The 16,492-nt window shown below is 57.7% G+C and carries 16 protein-coding genes; 14 read left to right on the top strand and 2 right to left on the bottom strand.

Annotated elements, in window-relative coordinates:
- Positions 1-3: 3 nt before the first annotated feature.
- Genes urtC through urtE form a run of 3 tightly spaced genes read left to right on the top strand, consistent with a single transcriptional unit; the run spans position 4 to position 2,706 of the window.
- Positions 4-1,272, top strand: coding sequence for an urea ABC transporter permease subunit UrtC (urtC, locus tag ACZ1HN_RS20285; protein ID WP_472728810.1), 1,269 nt, complete (start codon positions 4-6; stop codon positions 1,270-1,272).
- Positions 1,269-2,009, top strand: a complete 741-nt coding sequence (urtD, locus tag ACZ1HN_RS20280; RefSeq protein ID WP_299201539.1) for an urea ABC transporter ATP-binding protein UrtD — start codon at positions 1,269-1,271, stop codon at positions 2,007-2,009. Before urtC ends, urtD begins: the two co-directional genes overlap by 4 nt.
- The gene (urtE, locus tag ACZ1HN_RS20275; protein ID WP_472728809.1) at positions 1,999-2,706 is read left to right on the top strand and encodes an urea ABC transporter ATP-binding subunit UrtE; all 708 of its coding nucleotides are present in this window, start codon (positions 1,999-2,001) and stop codon (positions 2,704-2,706) included. The genes urtD and urtE overlap by 11 nt, the downstream gene beginning before the upstream one ends.
- 27 nt (positions 2,707-2,733) lie before the next feature.
- Here urtE and ACZ1HN_RS20270 read toward each other — a convergent pair whose 3' ends face one another.
- Positions 2,734-3,807, bottom strand: coding sequence for an alcohol dehydrogenase family protein (locus ACZ1HN_RS20270; protein WP_472729358.1), 1,074 nt, complete (start codon positions 3,805-3,807; stop codon positions 2,734-2,736).
- A gap of 478 nt (positions 3,808-4,285) precedes the next feature.
- Here ACZ1HN_RS20270 and ACZ1HN_RS20265 point away from each other — a divergent pair, with 478 nt between their 5' ends.
- From ACZ1HN_RS20265 to ACZ1HN_RS20230, 8 genes are all read left to right on the top strand, one after another.
- Positions 4,286-6,019, top strand: coding sequence for an ABC transporter substrate-binding protein (locus ACZ1HN_RS20265; RefSeq protein WP_472728808.1), 1,734 nt, complete (start codon positions 4,286-4,288; stop codon positions 6,017-6,019).
- A gap of 93 nt (positions 6,020-6,112) precedes the next feature.
- On the top strand, positions 6,113-7,177 hold the full coding sequence (locus ACZ1HN_RS20260; RefSeq protein WP_472728807.1) for an ABC transporter ATP-binding protein: 1,065 nt from the start codon (positions 6,113-6,115) through the stop codon (positions 7,175-7,177).
- Positions 7,178-7,277: 100 nt separating this feature from the next.
- On the top strand, positions 7,278-8,351 hold the full coding sequence (locus ACZ1HN_RS20255; protein ID WP_472728806.1) for an ABC transporter ATP-binding protein: 1,074 nt from the start codon (positions 7,278-7,280) through the stop codon (positions 8,349-8,351).
- Positions 8,348-9,211 carry a carbohydrate ABC transporter permease gene (locus tag ACZ1HN_RS20250; protein WP_472728805.1) on the top strand — a complete coding sequence of 288 codons (864 nt, stop codon included), beginning with the start codon at positions 8,348-8,350 and terminating at the stop codon, positions 9,209-9,211. The genes ACZ1HN_RS20255 and ACZ1HN_RS20250 overlap by 4 nt, the downstream gene beginning before the upstream one ends.
- Before the next feature lie 147 nt (positions 9,212-9,358).
- Positions 9,359-10,156, top strand: coding sequence for a carbohydrate ABC transporter permease (locus ACZ1HN_RS20245; RefSeq protein ID WP_299201559.1), 798 nt, complete (start codon positions 9,359-9,361; stop codon positions 10,154-10,156).
- Between the two features lie 128 nt (positions 10,157-10,284).
- On the top strand, positions 10,285-10,554 hold the full coding sequence (locus tag ACZ1HN_RS20240) for a DUF2160 domain-containing protein (protein WP_366869846.1): 270 nt from the start codon (positions 10,285-10,287) through the stop codon (positions 10,552-10,554).
- A gap of 80 nt (positions 10,555-10,634) precedes the next feature.
- Positions 10,635-11,030, top strand: a complete 396-nt coding sequence (locus ACZ1HN_RS20235; protein ID WP_189370976.1) for a BlaI/MecI/CopY family transcriptional regulator — start codon at positions 10,635-10,637, stop codon at positions 11,028-11,030.
- Positions 11,017-12,162 (top strand): M56 family metallopeptidase, encoded by a 1,146-nt coding sequence (locus ACZ1HN_RS20230; protein ID WP_472728804.1) that lies wholly within the window; start codon positions 11,017-11,019, stop codon positions 12,160-12,162. The genes ACZ1HN_RS20235 and ACZ1HN_RS20230 overlap by 14 nt, the downstream gene beginning before the upstream one ends.
- A gap of 3 nt (positions 12,163-12,165) precedes the next feature.
- Here ACZ1HN_RS20230 and ACZ1HN_RS20225 read toward each other — a convergent pair whose 3' ends face one another.
- On the bottom strand, positions 12,166-13,221 hold the full coding sequence (locus ACZ1HN_RS20225) for a LacI family transcriptional regulator (RefSeq protein WP_472728803.1): 1,056 nt from the start codon (positions 13,219-13,221) through the stop codon (positions 12,166-12,168).
- 187 nt (positions 13,222-13,408) lie between these two features.
- On the opposite strand from ACZ1HN_RS20225, the gene ACZ1HN_RS20220 reads away from it, so the two are divergent.
- The 3 genes from ACZ1HN_RS20220 (at position 13,409) to ACZ1HN_RS20210 (ending at position 16,489) form a co-directional block, all read left to right on the top strand.
- Positions 13,409-14,635 carry an ABC transporter substrate-binding protein gene (locus ACZ1HN_RS20220; protein ID WP_472728802.1) on the top strand — a complete coding sequence of 409 codons (1,227 nt, stop codon included), beginning with the start codon at positions 13,409-13,411 and terminating at the stop codon, positions 14,633-14,635.
- A gap of 68 nt (positions 14,636-14,703) precedes the next feature.
- The gene (locus tag ACZ1HN_RS20215; protein WP_299201576.1) at positions 14,704-15,606 is read left to right on the top strand and encodes a carbohydrate ABC transporter permease; all 903 of its coding nucleotides are present in this window, start codon (positions 14,704-14,706) and stop codon (positions 15,604-15,606) included.
- 55 nt (positions 15,607-15,661) lie between these two features.
- Positions 15,662-16,489 carry a carbohydrate ABC transporter permease gene (locus ACZ1HN_RS20210; RefSeq protein WP_366141792.1) on the top strand — a complete coding sequence of 276 codons (828 nt, stop codon included), beginning with the start codon at positions 15,662-15,664 and terminating at the stop codon, positions 16,487-16,489.
- The last annotated feature ends 3 nt before the right edge of the window (positions 16,490-16,492 follow it).

The raw sequence follows: 16,492 nt of genomic DNA, 5'->3' as shown, positions 1-16,492 counted from the left end.
GCCATGACAAACGTCGCACTTGATACCGCGCCCGCACGCAAGCCAACGTTTCTGCTGGTGAACAACCCGTCGGTCCTGATTTTCCTGGCTTGCCTTGCCTTGTTCACTCTGGGCGTGACGGTGCTGGCCGAAGGGTTTGGCATCGGTGTGGTCTCGACCAGCTTCGTCAAGACACTCGGTAAGACACTCTGCCTATGCCTTGTCGCGCTCGCTATGGATTTGGTCTGGGGCCATTGCGGCATCCTGAGCCTCGGGCACATGGCGTTCTTCGGCATCGGGGGCTACGCCATCGGCATGTGGTTGATGTACGCCCGTACCGAGATTATCGTAGTACAAAGCCTGTCAGCCGCTCCATTGCCACCAACGACCCAGGAAATCTCGGACGGGATCGCAGCGCAAATCTTTGGTGTTGTGGGCGCGTCCGAGTTCCCGCCCATCTGGGCTGTGGCCCATTCGCTGCCCTTACAATTGGCGGCCGTGGTGCTGGTACCCGGGCTGCTGGCTTTGGTCTTTTGCTGGCTCGCGTTTCGCAGCCGGGTGACAGGCGTCTACCTGTCGATCCTGACCCAGGCGATGACGCTCGCCCTGTCGCTTTACCTCTTCCAGAATGACAGCGGGTTACGCGGTAACAATGGGCTGTCCGGGCTACAGAACCTGCCGGGGCTGGGGGATGTGCCGCAGTCCACCGTGTCGATCTGGTTCTTCTGGGCATCGGCACTGGCGCTTGGGCTGGGCTACCTGCTGTGTGTCTGGGTGGTATCGGGCAAGTTCGGCTCGGTCGTTCGTGCGATCCGCGATGACGAGAGCCGCGTGCGGTTCCTTGGCTACCCTGTCGAAGCATACAAACTTTTTATCTTCACGCTGACCGCGGTCATCGCAGGGATTGCCGGCGCGCTCTATTACCCACAGGCAGGGATCATCAACCCGGCCGAGATTGCGCCGATCGCCTCCATATACCTTGCTGTCTGGGTCGCTATCGGCGGGCGTGGTCGGCTGTACGGTGCGGTGATTGGCGCGGCTTTCGTTTCGCTTCTCTCGACCTACTTCACGGGCGGTCAGGCGCCAGACATCAACCTTGGATTCTATACGATCCAATGGGTCAACTGGTGGACAGTCCTGTTGGGACTGTCATTCGTCGTGGTCACTCTGTTCGCGCCCAAAGGGCTAGGTGGACTGTTTGATTTTATTGCGAGTAAAAGATCACCCAGCCGCCACGGCGCTGACCTTGGCCCCGACGCGGGTGCGTTGCGCGAAAAGGAGGCCGAGACATGAGCACACTTCTTGAAGTGTCCGGTGTGTCCGTCTCATTCGACGGGTTCAAGGCCATCAACAACCTGACCTTCCAGATCGGCGAGGCCGAGATGCGGGCGGTGATCGGACCGAACGGGGCTGGAAAAACCACCTTCATGGATATCGTCACAGGCAAGACGCGACCGGATGAGGGGCGCGTGCTGTGGGGCGAAAAATCGCAATCGCTTCTGTCGATGTCAGAAAGCCAGATCGCGCAGGCGGGGGTCGGGCGGAAGTTCCAACGCCCAACGGTGTTCGAAGACCAGACTGTTGCCGAAAACTTGATGCTGGCGCTGAAAAAGAAACGGTCCCCCTTTGCCGTTCTGAACTTCCGCGCGTCACGCGCAGACCAGGAACGGGTCGAAGAATTGGCCGGTGAGATCGGACTGGTCGCTGCACTCGCCCGCAAGGCGGGCGAGTTGAGCCATGGTCAAAAACAATGGCTGGAGATCGGCATGCTGCTTGCACAAGAACCACGCCTGCTTCTGGTCGATGAACCGGCAGCGGGCATGACCCCGGCAGAACGCGAACACACGACCGAAATACTGGTGGAGGCGGCCAAGACTCGCGCGGTTGTGGTGGTCGAGCACGACATGGAATTCGTCCGCCGCCTCGATTGCAAGGTCACCGTCCTGCACGAAGGTTCGGTTCTGGCCGAAGGATCGATTGATCACGTGACATCCAACGAAGCCGTCATCGAGGTGTACCTTGGCCGATAACCTGCTCGAAATCGAAGCGCTGACCCTGCATTACGGCGGCAGTGAAATCCTGCGTGGCATCGACCTGACGGCGCGGCGGGGTGAGGTCACGTGCGTGATGGGGACCAACGGTGTCGGCAAGACCAGTCTGCTCAAGGCTATCTCGGGCACACATGTCCGCAGCGATGGTGTTTATCTGTTGGATGCCGAAGAGATCGGTAAATCCAGTGCCCATGCCCTTGCTCAGAAGGGCGTCGCCTATGTGCCGCAGGGGCGCGAGATTTTTCCGTTTCTGACGGTGCAAGAAAATCTTGAGACCGGGTTTGCCTGCCTGCCACGTAGCAAACACAGAATTCCAGATGAGATTTTTGACCTGTTCCCGATCCTGAAAGACTTTCTGCATCGTCGTGGTGGAGACCTTTCGGGCGGCCAGCAACAGCAGCTTGCTATCGCACGTGCGCTGGTCACCGAACCCAAGCTTCTTCTTCTGGATGAGCCGACCGAAGGTATTCAGCCCAACATCATCAAGCAGATCGGCGAGGTCATCTCGACCCTGCGGGAGCGGGGGCAGATGGCCATTGTGCTGGTCGAACAGTATTTTGATTTTGCCTTTGATCTTGGCGACAGGTTCACGGTGCTTGAGCGCGGAGTGGTTAAGCTGGAAGGACGGCGCGCCGACATTGAACGTTCAGATTTGCTGAAGGCTGTCTCGGTCTAAAATCAATCTCACTGGAATGCCTGCGTTTTACTGTCGCCAGGGCACTACAACGATGTTTCCGGTGTGCTGTTTGGCGATGAATGCCGTTTGCGCGGCGTGCAACTCGGACAAGGGGTAAGTGGCTGCCAGAGCGGGTTGGATTTCGCCCTGTTCGATGTACCGGACAAGGTTTGGCATGACCTCAAGATCAATGACGGTGGAACCTGTGAACGTCAGGTCCCGCAGGTAGAATGTGCGCAGATCCATCTCGACAATGGGGCCAGCGATGGCACCGGAACATGTATAGCGGCCTCCGCGCTCCAGAACGTCGATCATGGTGGGCCAGTACGCCCCCCCAACAACATCCGCCAGTACGGTGACCTTTTCGCCGCTCAAAGCGGTCTTCAGGTTCGTCGGCGCGCGGGGCAGCACCACATCGGCACCTAAAGCGGCGACATCTGCATGTTTGGCCTCAGACGCCAAGGCAATGACGCGCGCGCCACGCCGCTTGGCAAGCTGCACCAAGGCGCTGCCAACGCCACCCGACGCTCCGGGAATCAATACAGTGTCCTGATCTGTTACACGCGCCCGGGTCAGCATGCCTTCGGCCGTGGAATAGGAGCACGAGAATGTGGCCAATTCGGCATCCGACAGATCGGATTTGACGGCTACGGCGTTGCGCGCGGGCATGGTTGTGTACTCGGCAAAGCCGCCATCGCGTTCCGATCCGAAGTAACCCGTTTTGTTCTTGTTGCTCAGGTCCGTTGGGTCACGCAGCCAGTTGTCGGTGATCACCCGCTCTCCAATGCGCGACGGGTCAATGCCATCGCCTACGGCCACGATGGTGCCGCATACATCCGCGCCCTGAACGCGGGGAAAACTGATGGGGGCGCCGCCCCAACTTGGGTCCTCTTCGCCGACCTCTTCAAAGGCGCCGCCAGTCGTCGCCTCGGTCACGGTTTTGGAGTACCAGCCGGAGCGGGTGTTCACGTCGGTGTTGTTCAACCCGCAGGCGCCAACTTTGACCAGAACCTCGCCTTCAGCAGGGTCCGGGCGCGGCCATTCGGCGTGCCAGACCATCTGATCCAGATCGCCGTGACCCATCGTGACCATTGCATTCATTGTTTTGGGAAGCGTCATCGAAAGGGCTCCGGTGTTCTGTTCGTACGTCGCTCGAATGCAGGTGGGTTGGACGAAAACCGTACCGCGCGTGATGACCATGGACCACGGTCGGCAAGGGGGCGTCTAGTGCAAAACAGTACCCCTGGGAGGAAGCAGTGCTTTGTTGGACATGCGGTGAATACAGGTTCGACTGGCCGGGCGTATCGTTCACCAGACTGCCTGGGGCGGTCTTGGAATTGAAAACAGATGTCGCCTTTTTCTGCCGCAGTCGTGGTTGATCCTCGTCACGCTTGAATGATTCAGGTCGTCAAAGAATGTGGTCCATAGAAGTGTTTCAAAGGGCTTTGATGAATTTAAGGTATTGATTATAAATGCTTTATTTCTACTAATTTTTTAGTTTGACAGAAAATTTACTTTGCGCCTATCGTAAGCACAGTCGGCGAAATCCGGCTCACATAGAAATTTGGGAGGACACAAGATGCGCAAGTATCTTCTCTCCGCGACGGCTGTAGCTGCAGTCATTGCGGGGCATGGGACTGCTTTTGCCGATACGGCGGCAGCCCAGAAATGGATTGATCAGGAATTCCAGCCATCCACGCTCAGCAAAGATGAGCAGATGTCGGAGATGGAGTGGTTTATCCAGGCGGCTGAACCCTTCTCGGGCATGGAAATCAACGTGCTGTCCGAGGGTATTCCGACCCACGGCTACGAGTCCGAGGTGCTGACCAAGGCGTTCGAGGAAATCACCGGCATCAAGGTGAACCATCAGATCCTTGGTGAGGGCGAGGTTGTGCAAGCTGTGCAAACGCAGATGCAGACCCAGCGGAACCTCTATGACGGCTATGTCAACGACTCCGACCTGATCGGGACGCACTCGCGCCTGCAGCTGGCCTATAACCTGACCGAGCAGATGGCGGGCGACTGGGCGGGCACAACCAGCCCGACCCTGGACCTCGATGACTTCATGGGCATTCAGTTCACGACGGGTCCCGATGGCAACCTGTACCAGTTGCCCGATCAGCAGTTCGCGAACCTCTACTGGTTCCGCAAGGACTGGTTCGATGACGAAGACAACAAGGCGGCGTTCCAAGCCAAGTACGGCTATGAGCTGGGCGTGCCGGTCAACTGGTCGGCTTACGAAGACATCGCCGAGTTCTTCTCGAACGACGTCAAGGAAATCGACGGCGTGGCGATCTACGGCCACATGGACTACGGCAAGCGTGCGCCCGACCTTGGTTGGCGCATGACCGATGCGTGGCTGTCCATGGCAGGCACCGGTTCGGTAGGTGAGCCAAACGGTGTGCCCATCGACGAATGGGGCATCCGCATGGAAGCCGGTTCGTGCAACCCGGCGGGCGCAAGTGTGACCCGTGGTGGTGCGGCCAACGGTCCTGCGGCGGTTTACGCGATCCGTAAATGGGATGAATGGCTGCGCAACTACGCACCACCCGGTGCGGCATCCTATGACTTCTACCAGTCGCTGCCCGCATTGGCACAAGGCAACGTGGCGCAGCAGATCTTCTGGTACACCGCCTTTACCGCCGACATGGTCAAGCCGAAGTCCGAAGGCAACAACACCGTGGATGACGAGGGCAACCCGCTGTGGCGGATGGCGCCCAGCCCGCATGGTCCATACTGGACCGAAGGGCAGAAGGTTGGCTATCAGGATGTGGGGTCGTGGACCTTCCTCAAATCCACGCCTTCCGAGCGCGCGCAGGCGGCTTGGCTCTATGCCCAGTTCGTGACGTCCAAGACGGTCGACGTGAAGAAGTCCCATGTGGGTCTGACCTTCATCCGCGACAGCTCGGTCAACCACGAGTCGTTCACGGAACGTGCGCCCAAGCTGGGTGGTCTGGTGGAATTCTACCGCTCGCCTGACCGCGTTGCATGGTCGCCGACCGGCATCAACGTGCCTGACTACCCGAAGCTGGCCCAGATCTGGTGGCAGCAGATTGGTGACGTGAACTCGGGTGCCTTCACACCGCAGCAGGCGATGGATCGTCTGGCCGAGGAGATGGACATCACCATGGCCCGGATGCAGCAGGCGGACGAAGCGGCTGGTGTCTATGGCGGCTGTGGCCCACGTCTGAACGAAGAGCAGGACGCCGAATACTGGTTCGCCAACGGCGGCGCCAAGCCGAAGCTAGAGAACGAGAAGCCGCAAGGCGAGACCGTGAACTACGACGACCTGGTTGCCCGCTGGCAGCAGTAAACTCCCCGTCGGTCCCCTTTCCCAACATGGGGGGCTGACACCTGGTCGAAGCACGCGCGCGTGCTTCGACCTCATTCTTCGCGGATAGGAACAATGACACTCGAGCTGAAAGACGCGACCAAGCGCGTGCGCGGCATCACCCATATCAAGCCCACATCGCTGGTGATGGAGCCTGGACATTTTAATGTCCTGCTGGGGCAGACCGCATCGGGCAAAACATCTTTGATCAAGCTGATGGCTGGCCTCGATCCACTGGCCGATGGCGAGGTCTGGATGGACGGACAGAACGTGTCGCGACTGTCGACGCAGAAACGCAACATCAGCCTCGTGCACCAGTTTTTCGTGAACTATCCGCATATGACGGTTTTCGATAACATCGCCTCCCCGCTGCGGGTTGCAGGCATGGCGAAGTCCGAAATTCAGGGGCGGGTCGAAGAAGCAGCTGACATCCTGCAATTGCGTCCGATGCTGCACCGTCGCCCGCAGGAATTGTCGGGTGGCCAGCAGCAACGGTGCGCGCTGGCCCGCGCAATCGCTAAGGAAAGTCGGGCGGTGTTCCTCGATGAACCCCTCGCCAATCTCGACTACAAGCTGCGCGAAGAACTGCGGGAGCAACTGCCGGAGTTGTTCGCCGGTCGCGGTGCGGTTGTGGTATATGCCACGTCCGAGCCAGAAGAGGCGCTGTTGCTGGGGGGTAAGACGGCGCTGATGGACGATGGTGTCGTCACCCAGTTTGGCACGACGGCTCAGATCTATCGCAAGCCGGACAATCTGACGGCGGCACGGGTCTTTTCCGATCCGCCCATCAATGCCGCGCGGATCACCAAGTCAGGCGGGACCGCTCAGATGGAGACAGGGGCAAGCTGGGCGCTTTCTGGGCCAGCGGCGGAAATCGCCGACGGGGTCTATACGCTTGCCATCCGGCCCCACCACGTGACGCCTGTCCCCGCGGGGACAGATTATGTTAAATTGGATGGCACTGTTCTGTTGACCGAATTGTCCGGGTCAGAGTCCAGCGCGCACTTTCAGATCGGCGATGACGGATGGGTTTCTTTGGCTCATGGCGTGCACCCCTACGAAGTGGGGGAGCGGCATGAGTTCTACATGGATGCATCTCAGGCCTTCTACTTTGCAGAAGATGGGAGGCTGGTGGCGTGACGCGCATCCAATTCAAAATGCTTCGCCTTTCGCTGCCTCTCGCTGTTCGCTCGAACGCGAAAGGCGACACCTATTTGTGCCAAGAACTGGATGCTCTGTAATGGCAAAGATTACGCTTTCGAACCTGCGCCATTCCTATCTGCCTGCCCCAAGCGGACCGGCGGACTATGCGCTCAAGGAAATCGACCTCGATTGGCAGGACGGCGGTGCATATGCGTTGCTGGGACCATCGGGTTGCGGGAAATCCACGCTGCTGAACATCATCTCGGGCCTGCTCACCCCGTCCGAGGGTCGCATCCTGTTCGATGATCGGGATGTGACCGATCTGCCGCCGGATCAACGCAACATTGCGCAAGTGTTCCAGTTCCCGGTGATCTACGACACGATGACTGTGCGGGACAACCTTGCCTTTCCTTTGCGCAATCGCGGGGTGGATGAAGGACGCATTGCGGAGCGTGTGGCAGAGATCGCGCAGATGCTGGAGGTCGAGGAGATGCTCGACATCCGAGCGTCACACCTCAGCCCTGACAACAAGCAAAAGATTTCCATGGGGCGTGGCCTTGTCCGTGATGACGTGAACGTCGTCATGTTTGACGAGCCTCTGACAGTGATCGACCCGCATCTGAAATGGAAACTGCGGTCGAAGCTGAAAGAGCTGCACCAGCGGGTGCGCGCGACGATGATCTATGTGACCCATGACCAGACCGAGGCGCTGACCTTTGCCGATCAGGTGGTTGTCATGCAGGACGGTGAGATCGTTCAGATTGGCACCCCGGTTGAGCTGTTCGAGCGACCGCAGCATACGTTTGTGGGCCACTTCATCGGGTCACCCGGCATGAACGTTCTGCCTGCCGAAGAAAGTGATGGCGCGGTGCGGTTCCAGGGACGCCAAGTTGCGCTGGAAGGCGCAGTGACCGGGCAGGGGGGGATGACGCAAATTGGCGTGCGCCCCGAGTTTGTGTCGCTGACCGATGCAGGCCTGCCTGCCCGTGTAAACAAGGTGTCTGACGTTGGTCGCCATGCGGTTGTTGAGGCGATGGTGGGCGACACAGCCGTCAAGGCCATCGTGGAGGGGGAATTGCCGGAGCAGGGTGCAGAAATACATCTGGCCTTCCGGCCTGACCATACGCGCCTGTATCGCGATGGGTGGTTGTCGACGGAGGCACGGACATGAAGACCGAAAACCAAAAGGCATGGTTCTTTGTCCTGCCCGTGCTGCTGCTAGTCGCGTTCAACGCGCTGGTGCCCATCATGACGGTGGTCAACTACTCGGTGCAGGAGACATTTGGGAACAACGTATTCTTCTGGCAGGGCTTGGACTGGTTTGAACAAATCCTGCGCTCGGACCGGTTTCAGGCGGCCTTGGGCCGGCAGTTCCTGTTCACCTTCCTGATCCTGATTATCGAAATTCCGCTGGGCATCGTCATCGCCCTGTCCATGCCGAAGAAAGGTATGTGGGTGCCGGTTTGTCTGGTTCTGATGGCCCTGCCCATGCTGATCCCGTGGAACGTGGTGGGCGCGATGTGGAACATCTTTACCCTGCCGAAAATCGGGTTGCTGGGCTACTTCATGAACGACGTTTTGGGCATTTCATATGACATGACCCAGAACCCGTTTGCGGCGTGGGTGACGATTATTGTCATGGATGTGTGGCACTGGACATCGCTGGTAGTGCTTTTGTCCTATGCGGGGCTCGTGTCGATCCCCGATGCCTATTACCAGGCGGCCAAGATTGATGGAGCATCCCCTTGGAAAGTGTTCCGCTACATCCAGTTGCCGAAGATGAAGACCGTGCTGACAATTGCGATCCTGCTGCGCTTCATGGACAGCTTCAACATCTATACGGAGCCGTTTGTTTTGACCGGCGGAGGGCCGGGCAACTCAACGACGCTCTTGTCGATTGATCTGGTCAAGATCGCCTTGGGCCAGTTTGATCTGGGGCCTGCCGCAGCGATGAGCCTGATCTATTTCGCGATCACGCTGCTGGTGTCGTGGTTGTTCTATACTCTGATGACGAAGGATGACGCGCAATGATCTGGACGCTCCATTCAAGCCTCGTGCACGGCGGGCACCGCCGGGCAGCGCCCGACAGCCCCCCCGGGCGGGCGCTTTCAGCGCGACGCCCGCGGTCGGTCGCTGCCCTCAGTTCTGTTGGACGACCGTTTGAAAGAAGGATGTGCCATGCGTAAACGCTCCCTCATCCCGATCCTTTACATCGCGTTCCTGATGCTGCCGATCTATTGGCTGGTGGCGATGTCCTTCAAAACAACGAACGAGATACTGTCTGGCTTCAGTCTGTTCCCTCAGACTTTTACGCTCGAGAACTACAGGGTGATCTTCACCGACCCAAGCTGGTATTGGGGCTACATTAACTCGATCATCTATGTGTCGATGAACACCGTAATCTCGGTCGCTGTGGCCTTGCCAGCGGCCTATGCTTTCTCCCGCTACAGGTTTCTGGGCGACAAGCAGTTGTTCTTTTGGCTGCTGACGAACCGTATGGCGCCCGCTGCTGTCTTCGCTCTGCCGTTCTTCCAGCTTTATTCGTCCGTCGGTCTTTTTGACACGCATCTTGCCGTGGCGTTGGCGCATTGCCTGTTTAACATTCCGCTGGCGGTCTGGATTTTGGAAGGGTTCATGGGCGGGGTTCCCAAGGAGTTGGACGAGACGGCTTACGTTGACGGCTATTCCTTCCCCCACTTCTTCGTCACAATCTTTCTGCCGACAATCAAGGCGGGGGTCGGTGTGGCAGCGTTCTTCTGCTTCATGTTCTCTTGGGTGGAGTTGCTGCTGGCTAAGACGCTAACGGCGGTGCAGGCGAAGCCCATCGCTGCCGAAATGACCAAGACCGCATCGTCTGCGGGATACGAATTGGGTCTGCTCGCAGCGGCCGGGACGTTGACGATCATCCCGGGTGCCATCGTGATTTACTTTGTCCGCAACTACATCGCCAAGGGCTTTGCCCTGGGGAGGGTGTGATGAAACGACTGATATATCTTGCTGCGCTGCTTCCGACGTCGGCTGTCGCGCAGGGTTGGGGCAATGTTGCCAACCAGCAAGAAGAAAAGGGGTTTTCTTGGACCGATCCGCTGTGGCCGGCGTTCTGGATGGCATGGACACCTGCGACCTTTGCCCTGTTCTGCGGCATCTTTAGCGCCATCGCGATCATCGGCGTACTTGAGGTGGTCAAGTATCGCGACGGGATCGAACGGCGGGGTATCCTTGGGTTGACGACCACCTTGGGTGATCGGCTGTTCATCTCTCTTTTGGGCTCAGCCTATATCTTTCTGCTGTGGCTTGGCCTGATGGGTCAACCGCTGTGGATTCCGCTTGGCCTTGCCATCGTGTGGGGTGTCTTCTGTTTCTGGAAGGTGTGAGAAAGCGTTTTGTAAAACGAAAGAGTTCGTATTTACTCACCCGGCGTAACGAGTGAGCGATACGTCTTGGATAGGACGGTATGAGACAAAAGAAGAAAAGCGAACTGCTGACCGAGGTTGAACTGGAGTTCATGACCGAACTTTGGGATCTGGGTGAGGGCACTGTACGGGACGTTCTGGACAAGCTGCCGGAAGACCGGAACCTGGCCTACACCTCGGCCGCGACCATTCTGCGCATTCTGGAGCAAAAGGAATTTGTCACCAGCCGCAAGGATGGCAAGCGCCATGTCTTCAAGCCGACGCTGGGCAAGGATGCGTACCAGACCCGCTCACTCAAGGATCTGTCGATGAAGTTGTTTGACGATACACCCGCGTCTTTGGTCGCGCGATTGGTCAACGATGATGCACTGACAGAGGAAGCATTGGGGCAAATCCGAGCGCTTGTGGATCGGAGGTTGAAAAATGATTCCGGGTGACGCGCTGCTCGACGCATTCATTAATGCCAATATTCTTTTTGTTGTGGCTTACGGCCTTTGGTACGCCGCACGCTTCCTGTTTTACCGGTTGGGTTTGACGCACAGCTACGCAACGCAATTGCGGCTGCTGAACAGTGTTTTTCTGGCCATCGTTTTCTCTCCGTTCCTTATTCTTTTGTTCACGACCCTGCAGTCGAACGGCTATGCCAAGGCCGTGAACGTCAACCTGTCGGATATGGTTGTTGCTTACTATCTGAATGGTGGGTTCAGCATGCAGGCGACCGAGTTCGAGAAGCTCGTGAATATGCGGGACACGTTCCTGAGCAATGTGACCAATGCCGTCGGATGGGGGGCCTGGACGGTTATCGCGGCGTTCTTTGTTGGTCTAATCGTTGGAACGGTGCGCTTGGTGTTTTCGATGTTCTGCCTGTTTCGCATCGTGTCCGCCAGCTACGCATGGCGTCGGTTCGGGCGTGTTCGACTTCGTTTGTCTGACAAGACGCTGGTTCCGTTTTCGACGCGGGGCCTTTGGTACTACTACGTTGTCATTCCATCGCACATGCTTGGCCAGCCTAAGGAACTAAGTGTGACGTTGGCGCACGAGTTACAGCACTTGCGTCAGGGCGATATCGAATGGGAGATTGTGCTGGAAGCGCTGAAGCCTTTCTTCTTTCTCAACCCGGCCTATCATGCCTGGAAGCGACAGGTGGAAAACCTGCGCGAGTTTGCCTGTGATACAGAAGTGCTGACGCGCGGCCGGATCGATGTACGTGCATATTGCGATACGTTGCTGTCTGTTTGTCAGCAGACTCTTAGACGCGACCGCATGTTTGTGGTCGCCGTGCCAAAGGTCACATTAGTCACCGCTGATCGGTCGGCCCTGCGCGATGGGCGTATGACGTTCCTTGAACGGCGGATCACCTCGCTTCTTGATATGCGCCATTTGAGCCACCCACGCCTTTTGTTTCTGGCGACACTGTTGCCCCTGATCGCAGCCATCATGCTGACGGCCATGGCCATTCAAAGGCCAGGGGATTGGAGCCAGGATAGATTGATGCTGTCGACAGTCGTCAATCTTGAGCGGCTGGATGAGATCAACCGCCTCTCGACGTTTGGGCGCATTCGGAACTGACGCCTAGCGGTCTACCTTCCATGCACTGTTGTCTGGATAGACCAACCGTTGCATAGGAGGCTCGTCGGGATGGCTGATCCTGTGCATGAGTGCGCGGGCCAGAAAATCTCCGGCCTCGTCCACGTTTTCCTCGAGCACCAAAATGCCCGGCCGAAATCGGCGTAGGAAACTCACGGCCTCTTTCGCGGCAATGTCGAAGTCCTGTTCCAGCACCAGCCCCAGTCTTTCAAGCGCGGAAACCATTGTGACACAACCACCTATGCTGGGTGCAATAAGGGCATCGGGCCGGTCAGCTTGATGGAACAAGGTTGTCATCGCCTGTTCCACAATCGGGACGGTGCTGTGCGATGTTGCCCCTTCGATGACAGAGAACTGCACACCTTCATCCGAGGCGGCGGCACGCGCGCCTTCTATCATGTTCTGCGCATAACCTTGGTTTTGTGGTGGTGCCAGCATCGCAACGTGTTTGCGTCCCCGTTCCGCCAACGCTTTGATGGCCAATGAGCCAAAGGCGGTGTTGTCATAGTCGAAATAGGCATGCTGCTCGGACAGGGCCGTTCGTCCGTGTGACACAAAAGGAAATCTGTTTTCCAACATGTAACGCACGCGGGCATCGTCCGGTTCGGTCTGATTGATGATGAGCCCGTCCGCCGATCCGGTTTCGACGATGTAGCGGATGGGAACCATCGGATCCTCATCGGGAAAGTAGGGCGTGATGATCACGTGATATGGCGTGCCTCGTAAGGCGGATGTGACAGCTGAAATCAGGCGCCCGGTGTTGTTCATCGCGTCGTGTTCGGTCGACATCACGAGCGAGATCACGTTGGTGCGTCCGGTGCGCAGGCGCACGCCGGCGCGGTTGGGGCGATAGCCGATTTGGTTCGCGATGTCGCGGATGCGTGTCTTTGTATCTTGCCGGATATCGGGGGCATCGGCGAGGGCTCGTGACACGGTTGGAACGGCAAGGCCAGACAGCCGCGCAATTGTTTTCAACGTCGGTCGCTCACCTGGTGCAAGTTCAATTTTTTTGGGTGTCTCCGATGTGCCTGATTTGCTCATTCCGGCCCCCTTACGGTACGCAAACGCGATTCTGACCTGTGTCGCCTCACGTTCAATCATAACGGAATCAACCCGTTACATATTCGTCGATGATTAATTCGAGCCATAGCAAAATTCTAGCTTGATCGAAAAATCTAAATCGTTGTAGCAATTACTATAACGATTTAGAAGTCAGGGAGGACTCAATATGAGAATAATCGCAAAACTGATGGCGTCCGCTGCGCTGTGCACGGCGTCCATGGCGCATGCCGGCGAACTTGAAGTGACGCACTGGTGGACATCGGGTGGCGAAGCTGCGGCCGTTGCCGAGTTCGCAAAAGCGTTTGACGCGACCGGCAACACGTGGGTTGACGGTGCAATTGCCGGGTCTGGCGGCACAGCCCGTCCGATCATCATCAGCCGCATTCTGGGCGGTGACCCGATGGGGGCCACGCAGCTGAACCATGGTCGCCAAGCCGAAGAATTGATCGAGGCTGGTCTGATGACCGATCTTACAGAACTGGCCGAGGCGGAAGGTTGGAAGGATCTGGTCAATCCGTCCTCACTCCTGGATGCCTGTACCTTTGAAGGGCGCATCTATTGCGTTCCCGTGAACATCCATTCGTGGCAGTGGATCTGGTTGAGCCATGACGCCTTTGCCAAGATCGACACACCCGTGCCCTCTGACTGGAGCGATTTTGCCGCCGCGGCGCCCAAGCTGGAAGAGGCGGGTATCGTGCCTCTCGCCATGGGCCAGCAGGGCTGGCAGCAGAATGGTGCCTTTGGTGTGATGACCATTGCGATTGCGGGTCTGGATGCATGGCGCAAAGTTGTGGTCGACAAGGATGCGGATGCCGCCCGCGGACCGGAATACGCTGCTGTGTTCGAAGCGGCAGTCGACGCGCGCAACTTCGCCGCCAACTCAAACGTACAGGATTGGAATCTGGCGACGAACATGGTGATCACCGGCAAAGCCGGGGCTCAGATCATGGGCGACTGGGCGCAGGGTGAATTCCAGATGGCTGGTCAAGTTGCCGGTGAGGATTACACGTGCCTGCCGGGTCTTGGTGTGAACGAAATTCTCGATACCGGTGGCGGCGCGTTCTATTTCCCTGTCATCGACAACGAGGATACGAAAGCAGCGCAGATGGCGCTGGCCTCCACCCTGATCTCGCCCGAGGTGCAGGTGGCCTTTAACCTTAAGAAAGGTTCGCTGCCCGTGCGTGGCGATGTGGATCTGAGTGCTGCGAATGACTGCATGCAAAAGGGTCTCGATATCCTCAAGGCGGGTGGGATCATGCCCTCGGGCGATATGAACCTGACGGCCGACACGCAAACGCAGATCGAGGATCTGATGGCCGAATTCTGGACCTCCGACATGTCGGCGGATGACGCGCAGGAGCGTTACGCCGATATCATCGCGTCCGCAGAGTAAGGGCGCACCTCCCAGCCACCTGCCCGGGTTTCCGGGCAGGTGCACATTTGCATGTAACGGGGTGTGTCATGTCTTCTTCTTCGAATGCGCGGAAGCCCTCCGGGTTGTTCCGCAACCTGTCGGCCAAGATTGCATCGGTGCCGATGGTCCTGACGGCGTTGGTCGTTTTTGTCGGCGGGACAGCGTGGACGGTGTTGTACTCTTTCACGTCGTCCAAGCTGCTGCCCAAGATGAATTTTGTCGGGTTGGACCAGTATGAACGGCTGTGGAGCACGCGGCGCTGGTTGATCTCGATCGAAAACCTGGCCGTCTACGGTTTCTTCTCGATGATCTTCACGTTGGTGATCGGGTTTACGCTGGCCGCTTTACTGGATCGCAAGATCAGGGGCGAAAACGTGTTTCGCACCATTTTCCTCTATCCTTTCGCCCTTAGTTTTGTGGTCACGGGATTGGCGTGGCAATGGATCCTCAACCCTGATCTGGGGGTTCAGAGTGTCGTGCGGTCGCTGGGTTGGGAAAGCTTCACCTTCAATCCACTGAATGACCCCGACATCGTGATCTATGGCATCCTGATTGCGGGACTGTGGCAGGGCACAGGCCTGATCATGGTGATTATGCTTGCCGGTCTGCGCGGGATTGATGAGGACATCTGGAAAGCCGCCCGCGTTGACGGCATCGGTACCGTCAAAACCTATATTCGCGTCATCATTCCAATGATGCGCCCCGTGTTTGTGACGGCGCTGGTCTTGATCGCCTCTGGCATCATCAAAATCTATGATCTGGTCGTCGCCCAGACCAATGGTGGTCCCGGCATCGCGTCCGAAGTGCCGGCAAAATACGTGATCAACTACATGTTCCGCGCCCAGAATCTGGGTCAGGGCTTTGCCGCCTCGACCATGATGCTGGTCAGTGTGATCGTCATTCTGATCCCGTGGGCCTACCTAGAATTTGGAGGGAAGAAACGTGGTTGACGCTGTGATCCCACGCGGACCAAAACCCCGCCCCCGCTTTTCCCGAACCAATATCATGCTTTACGGCACCCTGATCGTGGTCGCTGCGTACTACGCTCTGCCGCTGTATGTGATGATTGTCACGTCGCTGAAAGGCATGCCAGAAATCCGCATCGGCAACATCTTTGCCCCACCGGTCGAGGTCACATACCAGCCGTGGGTGAAGGCGTGGTCCGAAGCCTGTACGGGCATCAATTGCGAGGGGCTGAGTCGCGGCTTTTGGAATTCGGTCCAGATCCTGATCCCCTCCGTGATCCTGTCCATCGCCATCGCATCCGTGAACGGCTACGCGCTGGCAAATTGGAAGTTCAAAGGGTCCGAGGTGTTCTTCACCATCCTGATCCTAGGGGCCTTCATCCCCTATCAGGTGATGATCTACCCGATTGTGATCATCCTGCGTGAGATGGGGCTGTACGGAAACATCTGGGGGCTGGTGATGGTGCACACGGTATTCGGTATGCCCATCCTGACGCTTTTGTTCCGCAACTACTTCACCTCGGTGCCGGAGGAGCTGTTCAAAGCCGCACGCGTCGATGGGGCCGGGTTCTGGGGGATTTACTTCCGCATCATGCTTCCCATGTCCCTGCCTATCTTCGTGGTGGCAATCATCCTGCAGGTCACGGGCATCTGGAACGATTTCCTGTTCGGCGTGATCTATACCAAACCCGCCGATTATCCGATGACCGTGCAACTCAACAACATCGTCAACTCGGTGCAGGGCGTTAAGGAATACAACGTCAACATGGCCGCCACGTTGCTGACCGGTCTTGTCCCCCTCATCATCTACTTCGCTTCCGGCAAGCTGTTTGTTCGGGGCATCGCCGCTGGCGCGGTGAAAGGCTGATCC

It is taken from the genome of Tateyamaria sp. GN1-10, assembly GCF_055693845.1.
This window is presented reverse-complemented; position numbering and strand designations above follow the sequence as displayed.

What these genes read in the sequence shown, in the direction of transcription:
- urtC (WP_472728810.1), top strand. Translation starts at nt 4, where the DNA reads ATGACAAACGTCGCACTTGATACCGCGCCCGCACGCAAGCCAACGTTT.
- urtD (WP_299201539.1), top strand. Translation starts at nt 1,269, where the DNA reads ATGAGCACACTTCTTGAAGTGTCCGGTGTGTCCGTCTCATTCGACGGG.
- ACZ1HN_RS20270 (WP_472729358.1), bottom strand. Translation starts at nt 3,807, where the DNA reads ATGAATGCAATGGTCACGATGGGTCACGGCGATCTGGATCAGATGGTC.
- ACZ1HN_RS20265 (WP_472728808.1), top strand. Translation starts at nt 4,286, where the DNA reads ATGCGCAAGTATCTTCTCTCCGCGACGGCTGTAGCTGCAGTCATTGCG.
- ACZ1HN_RS20260 (WP_472728807.1), top strand. Translation starts at nt 6,113, where the DNA reads ATGACACTCGAGCTGAAAGACGCGACCAAGCGCGTGCGCGGCATCACC.
- ACZ1HN_RS20255 (WP_472728806.1), top strand. Translation starts at nt 7,278, where the DNA reads ATGGCAAAGATTACGCTTTCGAACCTGCGCCATTCCTATCTGCCTGCC.
- ACZ1HN_RS20250 (WP_472728805.1), top strand. Translation starts at nt 8,348, where the DNA reads ATGAAGACCGAAAACCAAAAGGCATGGTTCTTTGTCCTGCCCGTGCTG.
- ACZ1HN_RS20245 (WP_299201559.1), top strand. Translation starts at nt 9,359, where the DNA reads ATGCGTAAACGCTCCCTCATCCCGATCCTTTACATCGCGTTCCTGATG.
- ACZ1HN_RS20240 (WP_366869846.1), top strand. Translation starts at nt 10,285, where the DNA reads ATGGCATGGACACCTGCGACCTTTGCCCTGTTCTGCGGCATCTTTAGC.
- ACZ1HN_RS20235 (WP_189370976.1), top strand. Translation starts at nt 10,635, where the DNA reads ATGAGACAAAAGAAGAAAAGCGAACTGCTGACCGAGGTTGAACTGGAG.
- ACZ1HN_RS20230 (WP_472728804.1), top strand. Translation starts at nt 11,017, where the DNA reads ATGATTCCGGGTGACGCGCTGCTCGACGCATTCATTAATGCCAATATT.
- ACZ1HN_RS20225 (WP_472728803.1), bottom strand. Translation starts at nt 13,221, where the DNA reads ATGAGCAAATCAGGCACATCGGAGACACCCAAAAAAATTGAACTTGCA.
- ACZ1HN_RS20220 (WP_472728802.1), top strand. Translation starts at nt 13,409, where the DNA reads ATGAGAATAATCGCAAAACTGATGGCGTCCGCTGCGCTGTGCACGGCG.
- ACZ1HN_RS20215 (WP_299201576.1), top strand. Translation starts at nt 14,704, where the DNA reads ATGTCTTCTTCTTCGAATGCGCGGAAGCCCTCCGGGTTGTTCCGCAAC.
- ACZ1HN_RS20210 (WP_366141792.1), top strand. Translation starts at nt 15,662, where the DNA reads ATGCTTTACGGCACCCTGATCGTGGTCGCTGCGTACTACGCTCTGCCG.